General features: G+C 71.6%; 15 protein-coding genes. 10 read left to right on the top strand and 5 right to left on the bottom strand.

Features of this window, described 5'->3' with window-relative positions:
- Positions 1-128: 128 nt before the first annotated feature.
- The 8 genes from ACIGQF_RS16970 (at position 129) to ACIGQF_RS16935 (ending at position 10,545) form a co-directional block, all read left to right on the top strand.
- The gene (locus tag ACIGQF_RS16970) at positions 129-3,917 is read left to right on the top strand and encodes a nitrate- and nitrite sensing domain-containing protein (RefSeq protein WP_399710670.1); all 3,789 of its coding nucleotides are present in this window, start codon (positions 129-131) and stop codon (positions 3,915-3,917) included.
- A gap of 9 nt (positions 3,918-3,926) precedes the next feature.
- Positions 3,927-4,340 carry a roadblock/LC7 domain-containing protein gene (locus ACIGQF_RS16965; protein ID WP_030257979.1) on the top strand — a complete coding sequence of 138 codons (414 nt, stop codon included), beginning with the start codon at positions 3,927-3,929 and terminating at the stop codon, positions 4,338-4,340.
- Between the two features lie 79 nt (positions 4,341-4,419).
- Entirely contained in the window at positions 4,420-4,821 is a 402-nt protein-coding gene (locus ACIGQF_RS16960) for a DUF742 domain-containing protein (protein ID WP_361556085.1), read from the top strand.
- Complete coding sequence (locus ACIGQF_RS16955) at positions 4,802-5,380, top strand: ATP/GTP-binding protein (RefSeq protein ID WP_361556082.1); 579 nt, start codon at positions 4,802-4,804, stop codon at positions 5,378-5,380. Before ACIGQF_RS16960 ends, ACIGQF_RS16955 begins: the two co-directional genes overlap by 20 nt.
- Before the next feature lie 330 nt (positions 5,381-5,710).
- Entirely contained in the window at positions 5,711-8,872 is a 3,162-nt protein-coding gene (locus ACIGQF_RS16950; protein WP_399710667.1) for a nitrate- and nitrite sensing domain-containing protein, read from the top strand.
- Positions 8,873-8,882: 10 nt separating this feature from the next.
- The gene (locus ACIGQF_RS16945; protein ID WP_030257992.1) at positions 8,883-9,296 is read left to right on the top strand and encodes a roadblock/LC7 domain-containing protein; all 414 of its coding nucleotides are present in this window, start codon (positions 8,883-8,885) and stop codon (positions 9,294-9,296) included.
- 84 nt (positions 9,297-9,380) lie between these two features.
- Complete coding sequence (locus tag ACIGQF_RS16940; protein ID WP_399710665.1) at positions 9,381-9,986, top strand: DUF742 domain-containing protein; 606 nt, start codon at positions 9,381-9,383, stop codon at positions 9,984-9,986.
- Positions 9,967-10,545: an ATP/GTP-binding protein gene (locus ACIGQF_RS16935; protein WP_073447656.1), complete on the top strand. Its 579-nt coding sequence runs from the start codon at positions 9,967-9,969 to the stop codon at positions 10,543-10,545. Before ACIGQF_RS16940 ends, ACIGQF_RS16935 begins: the two co-directional genes overlap by 20 nt.
- A 149-nt stretch (positions 10,546-10,694) precedes the next feature.
- Here the strand turns inward: ACIGQF_RS16935 and ACIGQF_RS16930 are convergent, their stop codons facing one another.
- Positions 10,695-12,455: a dihydroxyacetone kinase family protein gene (locus ACIGQF_RS16930; protein WP_399710663.1), complete on the bottom strand. Its 1,761-nt coding sequence runs from the start codon at positions 12,453-12,455 to the stop codon at positions 10,695-10,697.
- 203 nt (positions 12,456-12,658) lie between these two features.
- Between ACIGQF_RS16930 and ACIGQF_RS16925 the strand changes: the two genes are divergently transcribed.
- Positions 12,659-13,963 carry an MFS transporter gene (locus tag ACIGQF_RS16925; protein WP_399710661.1) on the top strand — a complete coding sequence of 435 codons (1,305 nt, stop codon included), beginning with the start codon at positions 12,659-12,661 and terminating at the stop codon, positions 13,961-13,963.
- A gap of 58 nt (positions 13,964-14,021) precedes the next feature.
- On the opposite strand, the gene ACIGQF_RS16920 is transcribed toward ACIGQF_RS16925, so the two are convergent.
- The 4 genes from ACIGQF_RS16920 to ACIGQF_RS16905 form a co-directional block, all read right to left on the bottom strand.
- On the bottom strand, positions 14,022-14,249 hold the full coding sequence (locus tag ACIGQF_RS16920; protein WP_361556067.1) for an acyl-CoA carboxylase epsilon subunit: 228 nt from the start codon (positions 14,247-14,249) through the stop codon (positions 14,022-14,024).
- Between the two features lie 46 nt (positions 14,250-14,295).
- On the bottom strand, positions 14,296-15,879 hold the full coding sequence (locus ACIGQF_RS16915; protein ID WP_399710659.1) for an acyl-CoA carboxylase subunit beta: 1,584 nt from the start codon (positions 15,877-15,879) through the stop codon (positions 14,296-14,298).
- Positions 15,880-16,149: 270 nt separating this feature from the next.
- Positions 16,150-18,555: a polysaccharide lyase 8 family protein gene (locus ACIGQF_RS16910; protein WP_399710657.1), complete on the bottom strand. Its 2,406-nt coding sequence runs from the start codon at positions 18,553-18,555 to the stop codon at positions 16,150-16,152.
- A gap of 2 nt (positions 18,556-18,557) precedes the next feature.
- Positions 18,558-19,067 (bottom strand): hypothetical protein, encoded by a 510-nt coding sequence (locus tag ACIGQF_RS16905; protein WP_399710655.1) that lies wholly within the window; start codon positions 19,065-19,067, stop codon positions 18,558-18,560.
- A 257-nt stretch (positions 19,068-19,324) separates the two neighbouring features.
- Here ACIGQF_RS16905 and ACIGQF_RS16900 point away from each other — a divergent pair, with 257 nt between their 5' ends.
- The gene (locus ACIGQF_RS16900; protein WP_399710653.1) at positions 19,325-19,942 is read left to right on the top strand and encodes a YceI family protein; all 618 of its coding nucleotides are present in this window, start codon (positions 19,325-19,327) and stop codon (positions 19,940-19,942) included.
- Positions 19,943-19,978 lie beyond the last annotated feature (36 nt).

Below are 19,978 nucleotides of genomic sequence, written 5' to 3'. Positions count from 1 at the left end.
GCTCTCTTCGCCAGAGGGAGCAGCCCTCCGGTCACACTCACGACCGCCATGGGGCCCGCGGCCCCCTACGACTCGACACCGTCCCGCCGTTACGCGGCGGGACGCCTGGTCCAGAGGTTGCGACGCTAGTGCAGGGACGTTTCAAGAGGGATGGCAGCGCTGCGGCTGACCCGGAGCTGCGCGGCGGGACCGACCGCGCCTCCTCGCAGCAGCGCGCCCAGAGCAACGGTCCGGCGAGCGGCACGTTGCCGACCGACCGGACCGACCCGGCGCCGGCCGGCGACTCCGCCGCCGAGCGCCCCAAGGTCAAGGGCCCCACGGGCCCCGGGACCCGTCTGTCGCTGCGCAACTGGCGCATCAGCACGCGCCTGGTCTCCCTGATCGCCCTGCCCGTGGTCGCCGCCACGACGCTGGGCGGTCTGCGGATCAGCAGCGAGCTGGACAACATCGACCAGCTGGACCGCATGCAGCTCCTCACGGAGATGACGCGGCAGGCCACCGAGCTCGCCGACGCGCTCCAGGAGGAGCGGGACCGCTCGGCCGGCCCGGTCGCCGGCTCGGGCAACACCAAGGACGACACCGATGTCGTGGCGCCGCGCGAGGAGACCGACCGCGCGGTCAAGTCGTTCAAGGAGCACACCGACGACATCGACTCGGTGCGCGGCTCCATGGCCGGCGTCCGCGCCACGATCGTCGACATCCAGCGCCAGCTGGGCACCCTCAACGAGGTCCGCAACAAGGCGTACTCCGACAAGGAGAACGTCGCCCAGACGATCAGCGCGTACAACCAGCTCATCACCTCCCTGCTCGCGCTCTCCCAGGACATGGCGCAGGCGACCAGCAACCCGGAGATGATCCAGAGCACCCGCTCGCTGGCCGCGTTCTCCTCCGCCAAGGAGTACGCCTCCATGCAGCGGGCCTTCGTCAGTGCCGGTCTGGCGCACAAGGGCCACGCGCACCTGTCCGCCAACGACCGGCTGGCCGGCCGTACCGCCGAGGACAACGAGGAGTCCGCGCTCAAGCGGTTCTCCAACATCTACCCCGGCGCCGCCTCCCTCATGGAGGGCCTGGACAGCGGCAACGACGACATCGAGCACGCGAACTCCTTCGCCGACCGCAGCTTCAAGACCGAGTCGGGCATCCGCGGTGAGGAGATGTCGTACCTGGACTGGTACGACCTCGACACCAACAAGATCAGCCTGATGTCGCGCATCGAGACGACGCTGCTCTCCCAGATGGAGCAGAAGTCACGCGAGCTGCGCAACGACGCGACCACCGGCGCCATCATCAACGGTGCGGTGATCCTGCTCGTCCTCGGCATCTCGCTGATCGGCGCGTTCGTCGTCTCCCGCTCCATGGTCCGCTCGCTGCGCCGCCTGCAGGACACCGCCCAGACCGTCTCCCAGAAGCGGCTGCCCGAGCTGGTCAAGCAGCTCTCCGAGGCGGACCCGCAGGAGGTCGACACCTCGGTCGAGTCCGTCGGCGTGCACAGCCGGGACGAGATCGGGAAGGTGGCCACCGCGTTCGACGAGGTGCACCGCGAGGCCGTCCGGCTGGCGTCCGAGCAGGCGCTGCTGCGGGGCAACGTCAACGCGATGTTCACCAACCTCTCGCGCCGCAGCCAGGGCCTCATCCAGCGGCAGCTGTCGCTGATCTCGGAGCTGGAGTCCCGCGAGGCCGACCCCGACCAGCTCTCCTCGCTGTTCAAGCTCGACCACCTCGCGACCCGCATGCGCCGTAACGGCGAGAACCTCCTCGTCCTCGCGGGCGAGGAGCCGGGCCGCCGCTGGACCCGCCCGGTCCCGCTGGTCGACGTCCTGCGCGCCGCCGCCTCCGAGGTGGAGCAGTACGAGCGCATCGAACTGAGCGCCGTGCCGACCACCGAGGTCGCCGGCCGCGTCGTCAACGACCTCGTGCACCTCCTCGCCGAGCTGCTGGAGAACGCCACCTCGTTCTCCTCGCCGCAGACCAAGGTCAAGGTGACCGGCCACGCGCTGCCCGACGGCCGTGTCCTGGTCGAGATCCACGACACCGGCATCGGCCTGTCCCCCGAGGACCTCTCGGCGATCAACGAGCGGCTGGCCAGCCCGCCGACCGTGGACGTCTCGGTGTCCCGCCGGATGGGCCTCTTCGTGGTCGGCCGGCTGTCCCTGCGGCACGGCATCCGCGTCCAGCTCCGCCCCTCCGACTCCGGTGGCACGACCGCGCTGGTCATGCTGCCGGTGGACGTCGCGCAGAGCGGCGGCGCCAACAAGAAGGCCGGCCCGGGCGGCAAGGCCGGCAAGCCCCAGGGCGGCCGCGGCGCCGGTGACGCGGGCGGCCAGCACTCCAGCCGGCTCGCCGGCCTCCAGCCGCGCGGCCAGGTCGGCGCGGGCCCCCGTACGGCGCTGCCCACCCGCCCCGGCGCGGGCGCGCCAGGCGGTGCCCCCGGCGCCCCGGCCGGTCCGCAGAACGACGCCTTCGGCAACCGTCCGGCGGCGCCCGCCGGCCAGGACCGGCCCTCGCTGCCGGTGCGCAGCGGTGAGCCGGCCCAGCCGCCGGCCGCGAACCACCAGCCGACCGTCGCCCCGCCCACCGGCGCACCCGCGCCGCGCGGCGAGCGGCCGCAGCTGCCCACGCGCCCCCAGCTACCGCTGGGAGGTGCCCCCGGCCCGGCCGGCGAGCTGACCGGCGGTCCCGCGGGTCAGGACGCGTCCGCGCCGCAGCAGCACGCGCAGCAGCCCGGTTCCAGCTGGGGTGCGCGGCGTGAGCGCGGCGAGGCGGCCGACGACTGGCCGCTGGCGCCCCGGCGCCCCCAGGAGGACCGCCCGCGCGGCCACGAGGAGCACGGCACGGCCGGCGGCTACGGCCGTCCGGAGCTCCCGGCGCAGTACGAGCGCCCGGAGACGACCGGGCAGTTCCAGCGGCCCGAGGCTCCCGGTCAGTTCTCGCAGCCGGCGGCCGGCGGCCCCGGTGACACGGCGCAGTTCGAGCGTCCCGACTTCGGCGGCCCGCGCCCCGGTGCGGACGCCCAGGCCCGCGACGACGGCCCCGCACAGGGCGGTCCGGCGCAGGGCGGCCGGCCGATGTGGAGCGGCGAGTTCACTCTGCCGTCGGCCCCGTCGTCCGGGCAGCCCGCCGAGGAGGCCCCCACGCCTCCCGCGGCGCCCGCCGGGCCCAGCAGTCCCATGTGGAGCGGCGAGTTCGCCCCGCAGTCCGCGCAGGACGGCCGCCCCGCCGAGGAGAGCGCCCCCGCGCCCGGCCGCGGCGAGGAGGCCCCGGCGCGCGGCGGCCAGGCGTACGACGCCGACTCCTACGGACGCGACGACATGTTCGGCCGGGACGACGCCTTCGGCCGGGACGACGCCTTCGGGCGCGGTCCCCGTACCGGCGAGGTGCCGCTGCAGCAGCAGCCGAGCAGCGCGCCGGACGACGCCGACTACCTCGGCGGCCCCGCGCCGCGCGACACGGGCGGCGACGGCCGTACGCCGATCTTCGACACGATCGAGTCGAACTGGTTCACCCAGCCGGGCGGCAGCGCGGCGCAGGAGCAGCCGAGCCGGCCGCAGAGTGCCCCCGAGGCGCCGCGGCTGCCCCGGCGTGAGCCGGCCGGCAGCGGCGCGCAGGGGCAGGGGCAGGGGCAGGCCCAGTGGCGTACCTCGCCCAACGACGACGTGTGGCGCCGGGCCGAGCAGGTCCGGCAGCCGGCGGCCGGCGGGGTCACCACCTCCGGGCTGCCGCGCCGGGTCCCACGTGCCAATCTGGTCGCAGGCACCGCGCAGCAGGAACCCCGGCCGGGCGGACCGCAGGTCTCCCGCTCGCCGGACGACGTGCGCGGCCGGCTGACCAATCTCCGCCGGGGCATCCAGCAGGGCCGGCAGGCCGGTCACACCGGCACGCATCCCATCGTGGACCCCACTCACCAGCAGGAGCGTTAGTTGAGTCCGATGAGCCAGGCGGCGCAGAACCTGAACTGGTTGATCACCAACTTCGTGGACAACACCCCCGGGGTGTCCCACACGGTGGTCGTCTCGGTCGACGGTCTGCTGCTCGCGATGTCCGAGGGCTTCCCGCGGGACCGGGCCGACCAGCTCGCCGCGGTGGCCTCCGGGCTCACCTCCCTGACATCCGGCGCTTCCCGCATCTTCGAGGGCGGGAACGTCAACCAGACCGTGGTGGAGATGGAGCGCGGCTTCCTCTTCCTCATGTCCATCTCCGACGGATCGTCGCTGGCCGTACTGGCGCACCCCGAGTGCGACATCGGCCTCGTCGGTTACGAGATGGCCCTGCTCGTCGACCGCGCGGGGGGCGTCCTCACACCGGACCTGCGCGCCGAGCTGCAGGGCAGCCTGCTCAACTGATCCACCACCGATTCCACGTGCCGCAGTTCCCCCCACCGGCCCGACCCGACGACAGCCAGTTGTCCAGCCCGGAGGACCCATGACCCCGCCACCCGCTTCGCCCGGCCCGTACGGCCATACCCCGTACGCCGACGGGGGCGACCAGCCACTGGTCCGCCCCTACGCGATGACCGGAGGCCGGACCCGGCCGCGCTACCAGCTCGCCATAGAGGCGCTGGTCAGCACCACGGCCGATCCCTCCCAGCTGCCCGGACTGCTGCCGGAGCACCAGCGCATCTGCCATCTGTGCGCCGAGGTCAAGTCGGTGGCGGAGGTCTCCGCGCTGCTCCACATACCGCTGGGGGTGGCCAGAATCCTGGTCGCCGACCTGGCCGAGGCCGGCATGGTGGCGATCCACCAGCCCGGTGGCAGCGGTGAGGCCGGCGGCACGCCCGATGTGACCTTGCTGGAGAGGGTGCTCAGTGGACTTCGAAAGCTCTGAGGCCGAGTCCCGTTCGACCACGTCCGCGAAGATTGTGGTGGCGGGCGGTTTCGGCGTGGGCAAAACCACCTTTGTCGGGGCGGTCTCCGAGATCAATCCGCTGCGTACCGAGGCCGTGATGACCTCCGCTTCGGCGGGCATCGACGACCTCAGTCACGTGCAGGACAAGACGACGACCACCGTCGCCATGGATTTCGGGCGTATCACCCTCGATCAGGATTTGATCCTTTATCTTTTCGGCACGCCCGGCCAGGACCGTTTCTGGTTCATGTGGGACGACCTGGTCCGCGGTGCGATCGGCGCCGTGGTGCTGGTCGACACCCGCCGGCTCGCCGACTGCTTTCCCGCTGTCGACTACTTCGAGAACAGCGGCCTGCCGTTCGTGATCGCGCTGAACGGCTTCGACGGCGCGCAGCCGTACACCCCGGACGAGGTCCGTGAGGCCCTGCAGATCGGCCCCGACGCGCCGATCATCACCACCGACGCGCGGCACCGCAGCGAGGCCAAGGGTGCCCTCATCACGCTGGTCGAGCACGCTCTGATGGCGCGGCTCAAGTAGCGCTTCGACGTGGTCAGTTGCGCCGGGGCCCGTTGTGTCCTTGGACACGCCGGGCCCCGGCGTTCATAACGTTTCGACAGAGAAATCCCAGCACCTGGACACCGGATGCGCACAGCTGGCTTCGCTGTGTTCACTTTCACCCCGGCTTTTGCCGCGCCTCGCCCTTAACGCCCCTTTTATCTGGCGCCCGGGCGGCCTTGCTCATCTTTTGCGCACTGTTTGGAACGCACGGCCCTGACGTGCTGGAATTCGCTGAACTCCGGAGTAGGTAACGCCCAGAACGAAACGGCACAGTGAGAGACGTGCCGGCGCCGAGAGGTTGTTGGTCGAGTGAGGCGAAGCAAGTCGGGCCCCGCGCCGCAGCAGGCGGCGCAGCGGGGCAACTTCACACCGCCGCCGCGTAGTACGGCGTCGCCTTCCGACGCGCCCGAAAGTCCGCTGACCGCCCAGCCGGTACGCGGCAACCGGATGTCCCCGCGCAACTGGCGGGTGGCCACCCGCCTGAACGCGATCCTGCTGCTCCCCGTGATCCTGGCGCTGATCTTCGCCGGACTGCGGGTGAACACCTCGGTCGGTACCTGGAACGAGGCGCAGGACGCCGAGAACACCGCGAAGCTGGTCCAGGCCGCCGCCTCCTACGGCCAGGCCCTCGTCGACGAGCGCGACCGCACCGCGGCGCCGCTCCTCCAGGGCAAGCAGAACGACCCGGCCGTCCGTGACGCCCGCGCCGACACCGACGCCGCCGCGGCCGACTTCCACGACGCCGTCAAGAACATGCCCGACAAGCCGGGCCTGAAGCGCCGCCTCGCGGTCTTCGAGAAGGTCGAGCCCAAGCTCGACGCGCTGCGCAAGGCCGCCTACACCTCGCAGCTGACCGGCGTGCAGACCGAGGAGGGCTACACCGAGGTCCAGCACCCGCTGATGGAGTTCTCCAACGAGCTGGGTCTGGGCACCGGCAACATCACCTCCTACGGCCGTACGGTCTACGCCGTCTCGCTGGCCAAGGCCGCCACGTCACTGCAGCGCTCCATCGGCACCCACCTGCTGGTGCACCCGGCGTCCGACGCCAAGGAGCGCAAGAAGCAGCTGACCGCCTACGCCTCGTACGCCTACCTGGAGGGCATCGCCATCGGCGAGTACACCTCCGGCGGCACCCCCGAGGACATCGCGCGCCTGAAGACGGACTCCGCCGCGCTGAAGAAGAAGGCGCGGGAGCAGGCGGCCCAGGCCAAGCGGCAGTCCGCCGCGGCCGGTCGCACCTTCCAGGCGCCGCCGACCATGGACCAGATGGTCCAGGCGATCTCCTCCGGCGCCTCGCCGCAGCTGCTCGCCGCCAAGGGCATCACCCCGAAGACCTGGTACACGGCCGCCACCGGCAAGTTCGACATGTACCGCAGCATCGAGAAGGACCTCGCCGACAAGGCGGTGGCCGAGGCCGCGCAGATCTCGTCCGACGCGCAGCAGACCACCTTCGTGGACTCCGGCGTCGCGCTGGGCGCGCTGATCATCGCCTTCCTCATCGCCGGCCTGATGGCCCGCTCGATGACCCGCAACATGCAGGAGCTGCGCACCGCCGCCTTCGGCATCGCGGAGCAGCGGCTGCCGATGCTGGTCGACCAGCTCTCCCGTACGGACCCGGGCCGGGTCGACACCCGGATCAAGCCGATCCCGATCTCCACCACCGACGAGATCGGCGAGGTCGCGCGGGCCTTCGACCAGGTCCACCGCGAGGCCGTGCGGCTGGCCGCCGAGCAGGCGCTGCTGCGGGGCAACGTCAACGCGATCTTCACCAACCTCTCGCGCCGCAACCAGGGCCTGATCGAGCGGCAGCTGACGCTCATCACCGACCTGGAGAACAACGAGGCGGACCCGGACCAGCTGGAGAGCCTCTTCCGCCTGGACCACCTCGCCACCCGTATGCGGCGCAACGGCGAGAACCTCCTCATCCTCGCGGGCGAGGAGCCGGGCCGCCGCTGGACCCAGCCGGTCCCGCTGGTGGACGTGCTGCGCGCGGCCACCTCCGAGGTGGAGTCCTACGAGCGCATCGAGCTCCAGGGCGTCCCGGAGAGCGAGATCCACGGCCAGGCCGTGACCGACCTCGTGCATCTGCTGTCGGAGCTGCTGGAGAACGCCACCACGTTCTCCTCGCCGCAGACCAAGGTGCGGGTCACCGCGACCCGTCTCCCGGACGGCCGCGTGATGATCGAGATCCACGACAAGGGCATCGGGCTCACCCCAGAGGACTTCGCGGACATCAACCACAAGCTGGCCAACCCGCCGACCGTCGACATCGCGATCTCCCAGCGCATGGGCCTGTTCGTGGTCGGCCGGCTGGCGGACCGGCACGGCATCCGCGTCCAGCTGCGCCCCTCGGGCGAGACGGCCGGCACCACCTCGCTGGTCATGCTGCCGGAGGCGATCACCCACGGCGGTGGCGGCGAGGAGCAGTTCGAGGACGACTTCACGGTCTCCCGGATCATGCCGGAGCACCCGCAGTCGTTCACCCAGCAGCCCGACATCCGTACCGCGGCCGAACTCGGCTTCGACGACCACTACCGGCCGTCGGACGACGGCCGGGACCTCGACCCCGTGGGCCGCTCGCTGCTCCGCGAGGAGCGCCGCGCGGCGCTGGAGGCCCAGAGCGGCGCTCCGCAGAACGGTGCGCAGCAGGGCCAGGAGCCGGCGCAGAACCCGGCGCAGGACTTCGGCGGGCTCCCCCGGCGTGGCGAAGCGGAGGGCTCGGGCGGCGCGTACAACGGCTTCCAGCAGCAGCCGTACGCCCCCCAGGAGCCCGGCGGGCAGGGCTATGACGAGCCTGCCGGCAGCGGCTACGGCGCCCCGTCCTTCGGTGGCGGGAACATGTTTGACCAGGGGCCTTCGGAGGCCACTGGTGAGCAGCCGCAGTACCCGGCGCAGGACCAGCAGCGTCCCGCCTGGAGCGAACCCGCTTCGTTCCAGGGGTACTTCGGCGGACAAGCGGAATCGGACCACAATGGTCCGGACGCTCCCGCGCAGCCGCAGGAACGCGTAGCATTCGATCGTCCGGGTCCCACCCCGAGCGAAGTCCACTCGCTGACAGACGCCGGCCTTCCGCGCCGCGGAGGCGACAAGGCGCCGGGCCAGCAGGAGTGGCAGCAGCCCGAGGAGCCGGCGTCGCCCCCGCAACAGCGGAGCGTGTCGGAGGACAGCTTTGGTTGGCGCACCGCCAACGACGAGCGCTGGCAGCGAGCGGAGCAGCTTCGCGAGCCGAAGGCGGGCGGGATCACTCCCTCCGGTCTTCCCCGGCGCGTGCCCAAGGCCAACCTGGTCGAGGGCACGGCGGAGCAGACCCTGCAGGGCGGCCCTCAGGTCTCCCGCGCGCCCGAGGACGTCCGGGGCAGGCTGAGCAACCTGCGCCGCGGCATCCAGCAGGGACGCAGTGCCGGTATGGAGGCACCCAAGAATGACCAACAGGGCTTCGGCCCCGGCAGCACCTACGATCAGGAGCGTTAGTGTGAGCCCGATGAGCCAGGCGGCGCAGAACCTGAACTGGTTGATCACCAACTTCGTGGACAACACCCCCGGTGTGTCCCACACGGTCGTGGTCTCCGCGGACGGTCTCCTCCTCGCCATGTCCGAGGGATTCCCTCGGGACAGAGCCGACCAGTTGGCGGCGGTGGCCTCCGGGCTGACCTCGCTGACCTCGGGTGCCTCCCGCATTTTCGAAGGCGGGAGCGTCAATCAGACCGTGGTGGAGATGGAGCGCGGCTTCCTCTTCATCATGTCCGTCTCGGACGGATCGTCGCTGGCCGTACTGGCGCACCCCGAGTGCGACATCGGCCTCGTCGGTTACGAGATGGCCCTTCTGGTCGACCGCGCGGGCAGTGTTCTCACGCCCGACCTGCGCGCCGAACTGCAGGGCAGCCTTCTCAACTGACAGACAGGCAGTGCGTTTCTCGCCACCGCGCCATAGGGTGCGGTGGCGCGACCGGCGTCGGATCGGCAAGTTGGAGGAGGAAACGTGGCAACGCCCCCTAGCGGATACCCGTACGATTTTGGGCATCAGCCCGAGTCGCAGGGCGAAACCCAGTACAACCGCTTCAACTTCCCTTCCGCACCGAGTCGCCGGCAGCCGCGGCCGCCCGCGCCGCAGCCCTACGACACGTCGTACGGCAGCCCCTCTCCGTCGCCGTACGGTTACGGTGACGAGGGGCCCCTGGTTCCCCGTATAGAACCGGTCCAGCCGCACCGGCGACCCGAGCCGTCGGCGCCGACCGGTGGTGCGCAGAACCCGCTGGTCCGCCCGTACGCCATGACCGGGGGCCGCACCCGGCCGCGCTACCAGCTCGCCATCGAGGCCCTGGTGCACACCACGGCCGGCCAGGCTCAGCTGCAGGGCCAGCTGCCGGAGCATCAGCGCATCTGCCATCTGTGCCGCGAGATCAAGTCGGTCGCCGAGATCTCCGCGCTCCTCTCCATCCCCCTCGGCGTCGCCCGGATCCTCGTCGCCGACCTGGCGGAGGCCGGACTCGTCGCCATTCATCAGCCCGGCGGTGACGAGTCCGCCGGCGGACAGCCAGATGTGACACTGCTCGAAAGGGTGCTCAGTGGACTTCGCAAGCTCTAGCGGTGCAGCCCGCTCCACCACCTCCGCGAAGATCGTGGTGGCGGGCGGCTTCGGCGTGGGCAAGACGACCTTCGTCGGGGCCGTCTCTGAGATCAATCCGCTGCGTACCGAAGCCGTGATGACCTCCGCCTCGGCGGGCATCGACGACCTCACGCACGCGCCGGACAAGACCACCACGACGGTGGCGATGGACTTCGGCCGTATCACCCTGGACCAGGACCTGATCCTGTACCTCTTCGGTACGCCCGGTCAGGACCGGTTCTGGTTCATGTGGGACGACCTGGTCCGCGGCGCGATCGGCGCCGTGGTGCTGGTGGACACCCGCCGCCTGGCGGACTGTTTTCCGGCCGTGGACTACTTCGAGAACAGCGGCCTGCCGTTCGTCATCGCCCTCAACGGCTTCGACGGGCACCAGCCGTACACCCCCGACGAGGTCCGTGAGGCCCTGCAGATCGGCCCGGACGCACCGATCATCACGACGGACGCACGGCACCGCAGCGAGGCCAAGAGCGCGCTCATCACGCTCGTGGAACACGCCCTCATGGCACGCCTGCGCTAGCGCCCGCCCGTACGCGAAGGGCCCCGCACACTCTGCTGTGCGGGGCCCTTCGCGCTTGGCGCCCCGCCAGGGGCGTTCAGGGGCGCGGGAGCGTGTCGACATGCGGCTCCGCCGCGCGGGCGCGACCGGCCACCGCGGCGCCGCGGCCGTCAGCGGAGCGTGGCCCCCACGGCGGTGACGAGCAGCGCCAACGACGTCGCCCCGGCATCCGCGTGGCCGTACCCCATCGTTCCCATCCGGGCCGCACGCCCCCGCGCAGGAGTCAGCTCCGCCGTCGCGGCCGCGGCCTTCGTGGCGACCTCGGCCGCCGCCCGCCAGGCCGTCGCCAGGTCCTCACCCGTACGGGCGGCCAACTCGGCCCGGAACGGGTCCAGCGCGTCCAGCATGGTCTTCTCGCCCACCGCGGCGCCGCCCAGCTCCGACACGGCCCGCTGCGCCGCGGCCACGGCCTCCGCGAGCAGCGCCGTCGTGCAGGAGGCGCCTTCCGGGGCCCGTACGAGGACGGCGCCGGTCTCGGCCAGCAGCGCCCCGTACAGGGCGCCCGAGGCGCCGCCGGAGGCGTCCGCGAGGGCCAGGCCCGCGCTGAGCAGCGCGCGGCCCGCGGAGCGCGGGTCACCGGCCGGTCCCGGCTCACTGTCGCGGGCCGCGGCCACCGCGGCGCGCAGCCCGCGCACGATCCCGATGCCGTGGTCCCCGTCGCCCGCGACCCCGTCGAGGCGGCCCAGCTCGTCCTCGTTCGCGGCGACCAGGTCCAGTGCGGCCTGGAGGGCCACGGTCGCGGGCAGGCCGGCGGCGGAGGGCGCGGCCTGCTGCCGCTGCTCGGGCACCGCCGCGGTCTCCCGCACGTCGTCGGCGTCCGTACGGGGCCCGGGCAGGCTGCGGAAGGCCGGGGTGTCGCACGGCGCGTCGTACAGCTCGGCCAGTTCGTCGTCGAGGACCATCACCGACAGCGAGACGCCCGCCATGTCGAAGGAGGTGACGAACTCGCCGACCTCCGGCCGGAAGGGCGTCAGTCCCGCCGCCTTCAGGCGCCGGTTGACCTGCCGGAACACCACGAACATCTCTTCGTACTTGGTCCGGCCGAGGCCGTTGAGCAGCACCGCGACCCGGCCGCCCGCGCCCTCGGGCAGCGGCGGCAGCTCCGGGAGGAGGTTGTCGACCAGCTCGTCGGCCAGCTCGCTCGCGGTGAGGCCGCGGGTGGTGCGCAGGCCGGGCTCGCCGTGGATGCCCATGCCCAGCTCGGTGGTGCCCTCGGTGACGGTGAACAGCGGCTCGGCCGCGCCGGGCAGCGTGCAGCCCGAGAAGGCGGCGCCGAAGGTGCGGGTCATGGCGTTGGCGCGGGCGGCCAGCCGGGTCACCCCGGCCAGGTCGTCGCCCCGCTCGGCGGCGGCGCCCGCCACCTTGAAGACGAAGAAGTCGCCCGCGACCCCGCGCCGGTCGCGCGAGGGGTCGATCTCCTGGCCCTCCACCGGCGGCGGGCCGCTGGCCACGTCGTCGGTGACCAGGACGGTGTGCACGGGCACACCCTCGGCGGCGAGGCGGCGGGCCGCCAGGCCGAAGTGCATCACGTCGCCGGCGTAGTTCCCGTAGGACATCAGCACGCCGGCGCCGCCGTCGGCGGCCTTGGCGGTGCGGTAGATCTGCTCGGCGCTGGGGCTGGCGAAGACGTCGCCGACCGCCGCCGCGTCCGCGAGGCCGGGTCCGACCAGCCCGGCGAAGGCCGGGTAGTGGCCGGAGCCGCCGCCGATGACGAGGGCGACCTTGCCGGGACGCGGGGCGTGGCGGCCGACCACGCCGAAGGTGCCGGGGACCCTCCGGAGCGTGCGCGCGTACGCGTCGGCCAGTCCTTCCAGCCAGTCCTCGCGGAAGGTCGCGGCGTTGTGTCCGAGGCCGTCGGGCGTCGTGGTCATCAGGGCACACTCCTTTGTTCCGTCCCTGTTGGATTTAACATCCAGATCACAGCTTCGTCACCCCCTGAGCCGCAAATCACGGTCCGCAGCGTGAGAATCGCGGGAGTAAAAACCCGGCATCACACCTTGCATGTGAAGTTCACAGGATTCATGCTGCTCGCATCCCCCTTCACGGCACACCCTCTCCCCACGGAGGCGCGAACATGGCTCCACCCTCGGCGCTCTCACTGCCGGACCGCCTCGGCATCCCCAAGGCGCTGGTCTACGGCTACCTCGGCGTCCTGCTCTTCATGGTCGGCGACGGCGTCGAGTCGGGCTTCATCGCTCCTTACATGGCCGAGCACGGCGCGGGCACCGAGGTGCACGCCTCGTATGTGATCACGGCTTACGGCGTCACGGTCATGCTCGCCTCCTGGCTCTCCGGTGCCCTGTCGGACCTGTGGGGCCCGCGCCGGGTGATGCAGCTGGGCCTGGCCATCTGGATCGTCTTCGACGTCCTCTACCTGGTCTTCGCGCTCGGGCCCGAGAACTACGCCCTGATGCTGGTCTTCTACGGTCTGCGGGGCTTTGGCTACCCGCTGTTCGCCTTCGGATTCCTGGTCTGGATCACGGCGACGGCCCCCATGGCACGGATGGGTGCCGCGGTCGGCTGGTTCTACATGGCCTTCACCGGCGGCCTGCCCACGCTCGGCTCGCTGGTCGCCGGCGCCACCAACCCGGTCTTCGGCCAGTTCGGCACCCTGTGGGTGGCGCTCGGCATCATCGCGCTCGGCGGTGCCTTCTGCATGTTCGGCGTCAAGGAGCGCACCGGCTTCTCGCGGCTGGCACCGCCCGAGGTCAAGCCGGTGCAGTCACTGATCTCCAGCCTCTCGATCGCCTGGACGCACCCCCGGGTCGCGGTGGGCTGCGTAGTACGCATCATCAACACCGCGCCGGAGTTCGGCTTCCTGGTCTTCCTGCCCACCGTCTTCGGCAAGGAACTGGGCTTCGGCGAGGGCCGCTGGCTGACCCTGCTCGCCGTGATCTACGGCACCAACGTCGTCTTCAACCTGATCTTCGGCGTCATCGGCGACAGGATCGGCTGGCGGAAGACGATCGCCTCCTTCGGCGGCATCGGCTGCGCGATCACGACCCTGACGCTGTACTTCGTCCCGCAGGCCGTCGGCAGCAACTACCCGGTCGCGATCGTCTGCGGCATGCTCTACGGCATCACGCTGGCCGGCTTCGTGCCGATCTCCGCACTGATCCCGGCGCTGGCCCCGGAGAACAAGGGCGGCGCGATGGCACTGCTGAACCTGGGCGCGGGCGGCGCGGCCTTCGTCGGCCCGGCCGTCGTCAGCCTCTTCCTCGACCCGCTCGGCCCGGCCGGCGTCGTCATCATCTTCGCCGCGCTGTACGTCGCCTCGGCGCTGATGACCCTGTACCTGAAGCTGCCCGAAGAACCCCGGCCGTCAATTGAGGAACCCGAACGGCGAGCAACCGGATCCGCGAGAGCGGCGGCGGCTTAGCCGCAAAAAAAGGGGCCCCGCACACCTCGGTGTGCGGGGCCCTTCGTACGTCGCTGCGTCAGCGCTGCCAGGAGCTCGCGCCGTGGAAGCCGCGCTGACGCTCCAGGCGGCGCCAGCGCGCTGCCGTGGCGTACGGCTGCGCCGGCACGTCGGCCGGACGGTGCGCGGCGCGGGCGAGCAGCACCGCGGTCAGCGCGGCGAGCTCCTCCTCGCTGGCCTCGCCCTTCTCGACACGGACCAGGGAACGGTCGGAGGTAGCGGCAGGGTTCACTTTCGTCGTCTCCAAGGTCGCAGGGTGGCTGCGGTTCTGGTGGCCGGTGGTGGCGGTCCGGTTACTGCGGCGGGTTGCCGTGCTTGCGGGCCGGGAGGTCGGCGTGCTTGGACCGGAGCATCGCCAGCGAGCGGATCAGCACCTCGCGGGTCTCGGTCGGGTCGATCACGTCGTCGACCAGGCCGCGCTCGGCCGCGTAGTACGGGTGCATCAGCTCGGACTTGTACTCCTTGACCATGCGCGCCCGCATGGCCTCCGGGTCGTCCGCCTCGGCGATCTGCTTGCGGAAGATCACGTTGGCCGCGCCCTCGGCGCCCATCACGGCGATCTCGTTCGTCGGCCACGCGTACGTCAGGTCGGCGCCGATGGACTGGGAGTCCATGACGATGTAGGCACCGCCGTAGGCCTTGCGCAGCACGATCGAGATCCGCGGCACGGTGGCGTTGCAGTACGCGTACAGCAGCTTCGCGCCGTGCCGGATGATCCCGCCGTGCTCCTGGTCGACGCCCGGCAGGAAGCCGGGGACGTCCAGCAGCGTGAGGATCGGGATATTGAAAGCATCGCACATCTGGACGAAACGGGCAGCCTTCTCCGACGCCTCGATGTCCAGCACGCCCGCCAGCGACTGCGGCTGGTTGGCGATGATGCCGACGACCTCGCCGCCCATGCGCGACAGCGCACAGATGATGTTGGTCGCCCAGCGCTCGTGGACCTCCAGGAACTCGCCGTCGTCGACGATCTCCTCGATCACCTTGCGCATGTCGTACGGCCGGTTGCCGTCGGCGGGCACCAGGTCCAGCAGGTCCTCGCCCGAGCGGTCCGCCGGGTCGTCGCACGGGACCGACGGCGGGTTCTCCCGGTTGTTCGACGGCAGCAGCGCGAGCAGGTACCGCACCTCTTCGAGGCAGGTCTGCTCGTCGTCGTACGCGAAGTGGCACACACCGGAGGTCTCGGCGTGCACGTCGGCGCCGCCCAGCCCGTTCTGGGTGATCTCCTCGCCGGTCACCGCGCGGACCACGTCGGGCCCGGTGATGAACATCTGCGAGGTCTCCCGCACCATGAACACGAAGTCCGTCAGCGCCGGGCTGTAGGCGGCGCCGCCCGCGCACGGGCCGAGCATCACCGAGATCTGCGGGATGACGCCGGAGGCCTTGGTGTTGCGCTGGAAGATGCCGCCGTAGCCGGCGAGCGCCGAGACACCCTCCTGGATGCGGGCGCCCGCGCCGTCGTTCAGCGACACCAGCGGCGCGCCGGCCTGGATGGCCATGTCCATGATCTTGTGGATCTTGGTGGCGTGGGCCTCGCCCAGCGCGCCGCCGAAGATCCGGAAGTCGTGCGCGTACACGAAGACGGTACGGCCGTGCACGGTGCCCCAACCGGTGATCACACCGTCGGTGTAGGGCTTCTTGCTCTCCAGGCCGAAGCCGGTCGCACGGTGCCGGCGGAGCGGCTCCACCTCGTTGAAGGACCCCTCGTCCAGCAGGAGGTCGATCCGCTCGCGGGCGGTGAGCTTGCCCTTGGCGCGCTGGGCCTCGGTGGCGCGCTCACTCGGGCCTCGCCGGGCCTGCTCACGGATCGCGTGCAGCTCGGCGACGCGCCCGCGGGCGTCGTTCGCCTCGGCGGGCGCATCTTCGACAGTGGTCATGCATCGACCGTACGCGGACACCTGCTCGGGAACCGATGTCGGTTTCGTACAACGTCGAGCGCGATTTGGTGGGCAAGCAGAACAGAACCAGGCTGTACGCGGGGCGCGGGCCCGGCCCGGACGCGAACGACCACTCCGCGGACACTGTGCGGGGCCCACAAAAGACACCGGTGTCGTCTTGTGGCGGTCCGCCGGTTGACCGCGCTTCCCGGCCACCGACCCGCGCGGCCGCCGGGCGGCGGGACCGGCCCGCAGCGCCCGGCGGACGGGTCAGCCCGTGGTGACAGTACAGCGGAACGTGGCGCAGACCTTCCCCGGCGCCACCCGCAGCCGCAGCCGCCGGCCGGCCTCCAGGACCGTGACGCCAGGCCCGGCGTCCACCACGCCGCGCACCCGCCGGTCCCAGACGACCTCCACCGGCTCCCCCGTACGCGGCGGCTCCGCCACGCACAGCGTCGCCGTCCGGCCGCGCCCGCGCACCAGCACGGAGACCGGCGCCGAGACGGTCAGCGGCCCCGCCGTACCGGCCCGCCAGAAGTTCGCCGCCGTCACTCCCAGCGCGCGCACCTCCACCGCCTGTGCGCCGCCGGTGTTGGCGAGGACCATCAGCCAGTGCCGGTCGGCGGCGCGCGCCGCGAGGGCACGCGGTCCGGCCCCCGGCATCAGGACGTAGGCGTACGAGGCGTCCACCGGATCGGTGCCGTGCTCGTGCCAGAGCGTGAGGTAGCGGCGGGTGAGCCGGTCCGGCGAGGAGCCCGTGTTGATGTCCCGCCACGCGCCCGTACGGGCCTCCCGCAGCGCCCGCAGCCCCGCGCCACCGGGGAAGACGTACCCGCCGTGCCCCTCCAGGTGCGCCCAGCGGGCCCGCGGGAAGGTGCCCGTCCAGCCGGTCGCCGAGGACTGCCGGACACCGTCGACCGTGAGCACCGGGCTCCCCGAGGCGCCGAGGTTGCGGTTGTCGACGATCGTCTCGGCGGGCACGCCGTCCTGACCGGTGATCCCCGCGCCCAGACAGACCACCGCGTCGGCCAGGCAGAACCAGGACTTCTTGGCCCGCAGCGTCGACGAGAGCCCGCGGACGTCCTGCCCCACGGCCGCGAACTCGCCGTCCGTGGTGCCGCCCACCCAGGTCGCGGCGGGCTTGGGCGCACCCCAGCCGCCGCCCTCGTTGTCGGCGAGCCGCTTGGTGGACACCGTGGTCCCCGGCAGGCGGTACGGGTCCACCGTCGGCCAGAAGGCGTCGGTGTACTGGCCGCCGCCGGAGTCCGCGCCCCACCAGTAGAGCATTCCCGCACCGGTGTGCCAGCCGCGCGGATTCTCCCCGTTGCCGTTCTCGTAGTACGTGATCCGCTCCGAGGCCATGGCGATGTTCGCGGCGAACCCGGCGCTGCGGTGCACCGCCCGGTCCATGGCGGGGAAGAGCTTGTGCGCGACCGGCTCGGGCGCCGCGGGGCCCGGCCCGGCGGCCACGGCGGCCAGCCGCGCGGCGTCGGCGACGCCGAACTGCCGGTCGGTCAGCACGGCCAGCGTGCTGTCCCGTTCGATCCAGCCCTTGACCATGGCGTGCCAGCGGTCCCGCTCGGCGGCGGAGGCGCCCTGCGCCAGCACCGTCACCGCGGCCAGCAGCGCGTGCCCGTGGAAGTGATCGCTGCGCATCACCTTCAGGTCGTCGTCGGCCAGGTAACCGCGGCTGACCGCCCGCCCGTTGACGCTGTCCATCATCAGGCCGTTGTGCAGCAGCGGCGCGTAGGCGTTCTCCACACTGTCGAAGATGATCTGCCGCTTGGGGTCGGTCACCTCCCAGCTGCTGCCGCGCAGCAGCGTGAACAGCCGCCCGAGCCCGTCCAGCAGCACGAAGCCGTAGGTACCGGAGTAGGCGACCCAGGTGTGCTGGACGAAGGAGCCGTCGGCGTACAGCCCGTCGCCCTTCGTCACGTACGGGAAGACCGGCGAGAGCGCGTCGCGGGCGAGCGCCAGCTTCGCCGCCGACCGGCCCAGGACGCCGCGCACCGCGACGACCCGGCACAGGTCGACGCGGTTGGCCCCGGTGCTCGTGCCGGTGTAGTCGCCGAGCATCGAGTCCGGCACGAAATGGTCGACCGCGGCGAGGTACCGGTCCCGCTGCGCGTCGCTCAGCGCCCCGTCGACGATCGTCATCGTGTCCAGGAGGAGCCGCGGGCTGCCGATCTGCCACTCCCACCAGTTGCCGTACCGGGTGGTCGTGGGGTTGTAGACCTTCGCGTCGAGATGGTCCAGGCCCGCGAGGACGTCGGCGAGGACGCCCGCGTCGCCGGTGAGTCCCGTACCGGGCTGGGCGTACGCCTGCGCCAGGGTGTTCAGCCGGCTGTAGCTGCGGGTGATGCCGGCCGGCGGGTCGAACGGGCAGTCCGGCCAGAGCGACGCTGCGGCCGGCGCCATGGCCGCCCGGAACTGCCGGGCGAGGTCGCCGGTCTCCCGCAGCCGGGAGGCGTACGGCTCGGCGGCCGGGTCGAAGTCGGTGCCCAGCTGGAGGCCGGCCCAGCGCTGCCGCAGGGTGTCGTACTCGTCGGCGGCGGGTGCGGCCCGGCCGGAGCCGGCGGCGACGGCGTCCGGCGCGGACAACGCGAGGGCGGCCGCGCCGGCGCCGCCCGCCGCGAGGAAGCCTCTGCGGGTCCAGTGGGAAGCGCGCGGCGCCATGGTCAGCAGCCGCCGCAGTTGTAGTAGAGGACGTCCCAGTGCGAGCCCTCCTTGGCGTAGATGTTCCCGGAGCCCGACCGGTACATCGGCGCGCCGTCACCGCGCACCCCGATGTAGGCGAAGGTGCCGGTCACGTAGTTGCTGACGCAGGTACTGAGGGCGAAGTCCAGCTTGTAACCGTTCCAGTGGCTGTACGTGCCGCTCGCGTGACCGGTCTCGGTGCCGCCGGTGATGTTGAGCGCGCAGCCGCTCGCCTTCTTGAGCGTGACGGCGCCCTGGGCGGTGGCCTGGTTCAGCTGGTCGAAGGAGGTGCAGGTCGGGGTGTTGCGGTCCGAACAGCCGCCGGAGGAGGACCAGGTGATGCCGGCGTTGCGGAACATCGTGGTGGCCTGGGAGTGGGTGAGCTTGGTGACGGCGTGCGCCTCGCCGGCGCCGGTGAGGACGCCGAAGCCGGGGGCGAACAGGACGCCGAGGACGAGGGCCGGCGCGCTGAGGACAGTACGGACTCTCAAGGGGAACCTCCTGCGGTGAACCGGTGAACCGTGCGACGGATGTTTCGGCGGTGCAGGTGGAGCACCGCAGATGATGCCCGACCTCTACGCGCGTCGCCAGCCCCCGTGAGCAGGGCGGACGAAGCCCGTTCCACCACCCCTCACCAGAAAGGTTGAAACTTGAACCAGATAGGTCTACGCTGAATCTCGTTGAACGTTAAACAAGAAGTTCGACAGCGACGCCCGAGGTCCCCCGACCCGTCCCCTGAGGAGGAGCCATGGCTCTGTTCAACCGCAAGCGCGCCACCGAGACCGCCGCCCCCGCCGCCACCGCGACCCTCGCGACGGACCCCGCACTGGCCGCGCTGACCGGCGAGTACACCATCGACCCGGCACACAGCAGCATCGGCTTCACGGTGCGGCACGCCATGGTCACCAACGTCCGCGGCTCCTTCGGCGAGCACGAGGGCACCCTCCGCCTGGACGGCGCGAACCCGGCCGCCTCGACCGCGAACATCGACGTGAAGATCGACAGCATCGACACCGGCATCGCGGACCGCGACGCCCACCTGAAGAGCGCCGACTTCTTCGACGCGGAGAAGTTCCCCCTGATGACCTTCCGCTCCACCGCCGTCGAGCAGACCGGCAGCGAGACGTACCGGGTCACCGGCGACCTGACGATCAAGGACGTCACCAAGCCGCTCTCCATCGACCTGGAGTTCAACGGCTCCGCCACCGACGTCTACGGCGCCGAGCGCGTCGGCTTCGAGGGCACCGCCGACATCCTCCGCTCCGAGTGGGGCCTGACGTGGAACGCCGCCCTGGAGACGGGCGGAGTCATGGTCAGCGACAAGGTAAAGCTGACCTTCGACATCTCCGCGGTGAAGGCGGCCTGACCCCGTCCCCCACTCCGCGGCCGGGCCCCTCCTCAA

Source organism: Streptomyces sp. NPDC053560 (genome assembly GCF_044544605.1).
GTDB lineage: Bacteria > Actinomycetota > Actinomycetes > Streptomycetales > Streptomycetaceae > Streptomyces.
The sequence above is the reverse complement of the archived record's forward strand: the minus strand, read 5'-3'. Positions and strand labels throughout refer to the sequence as shown.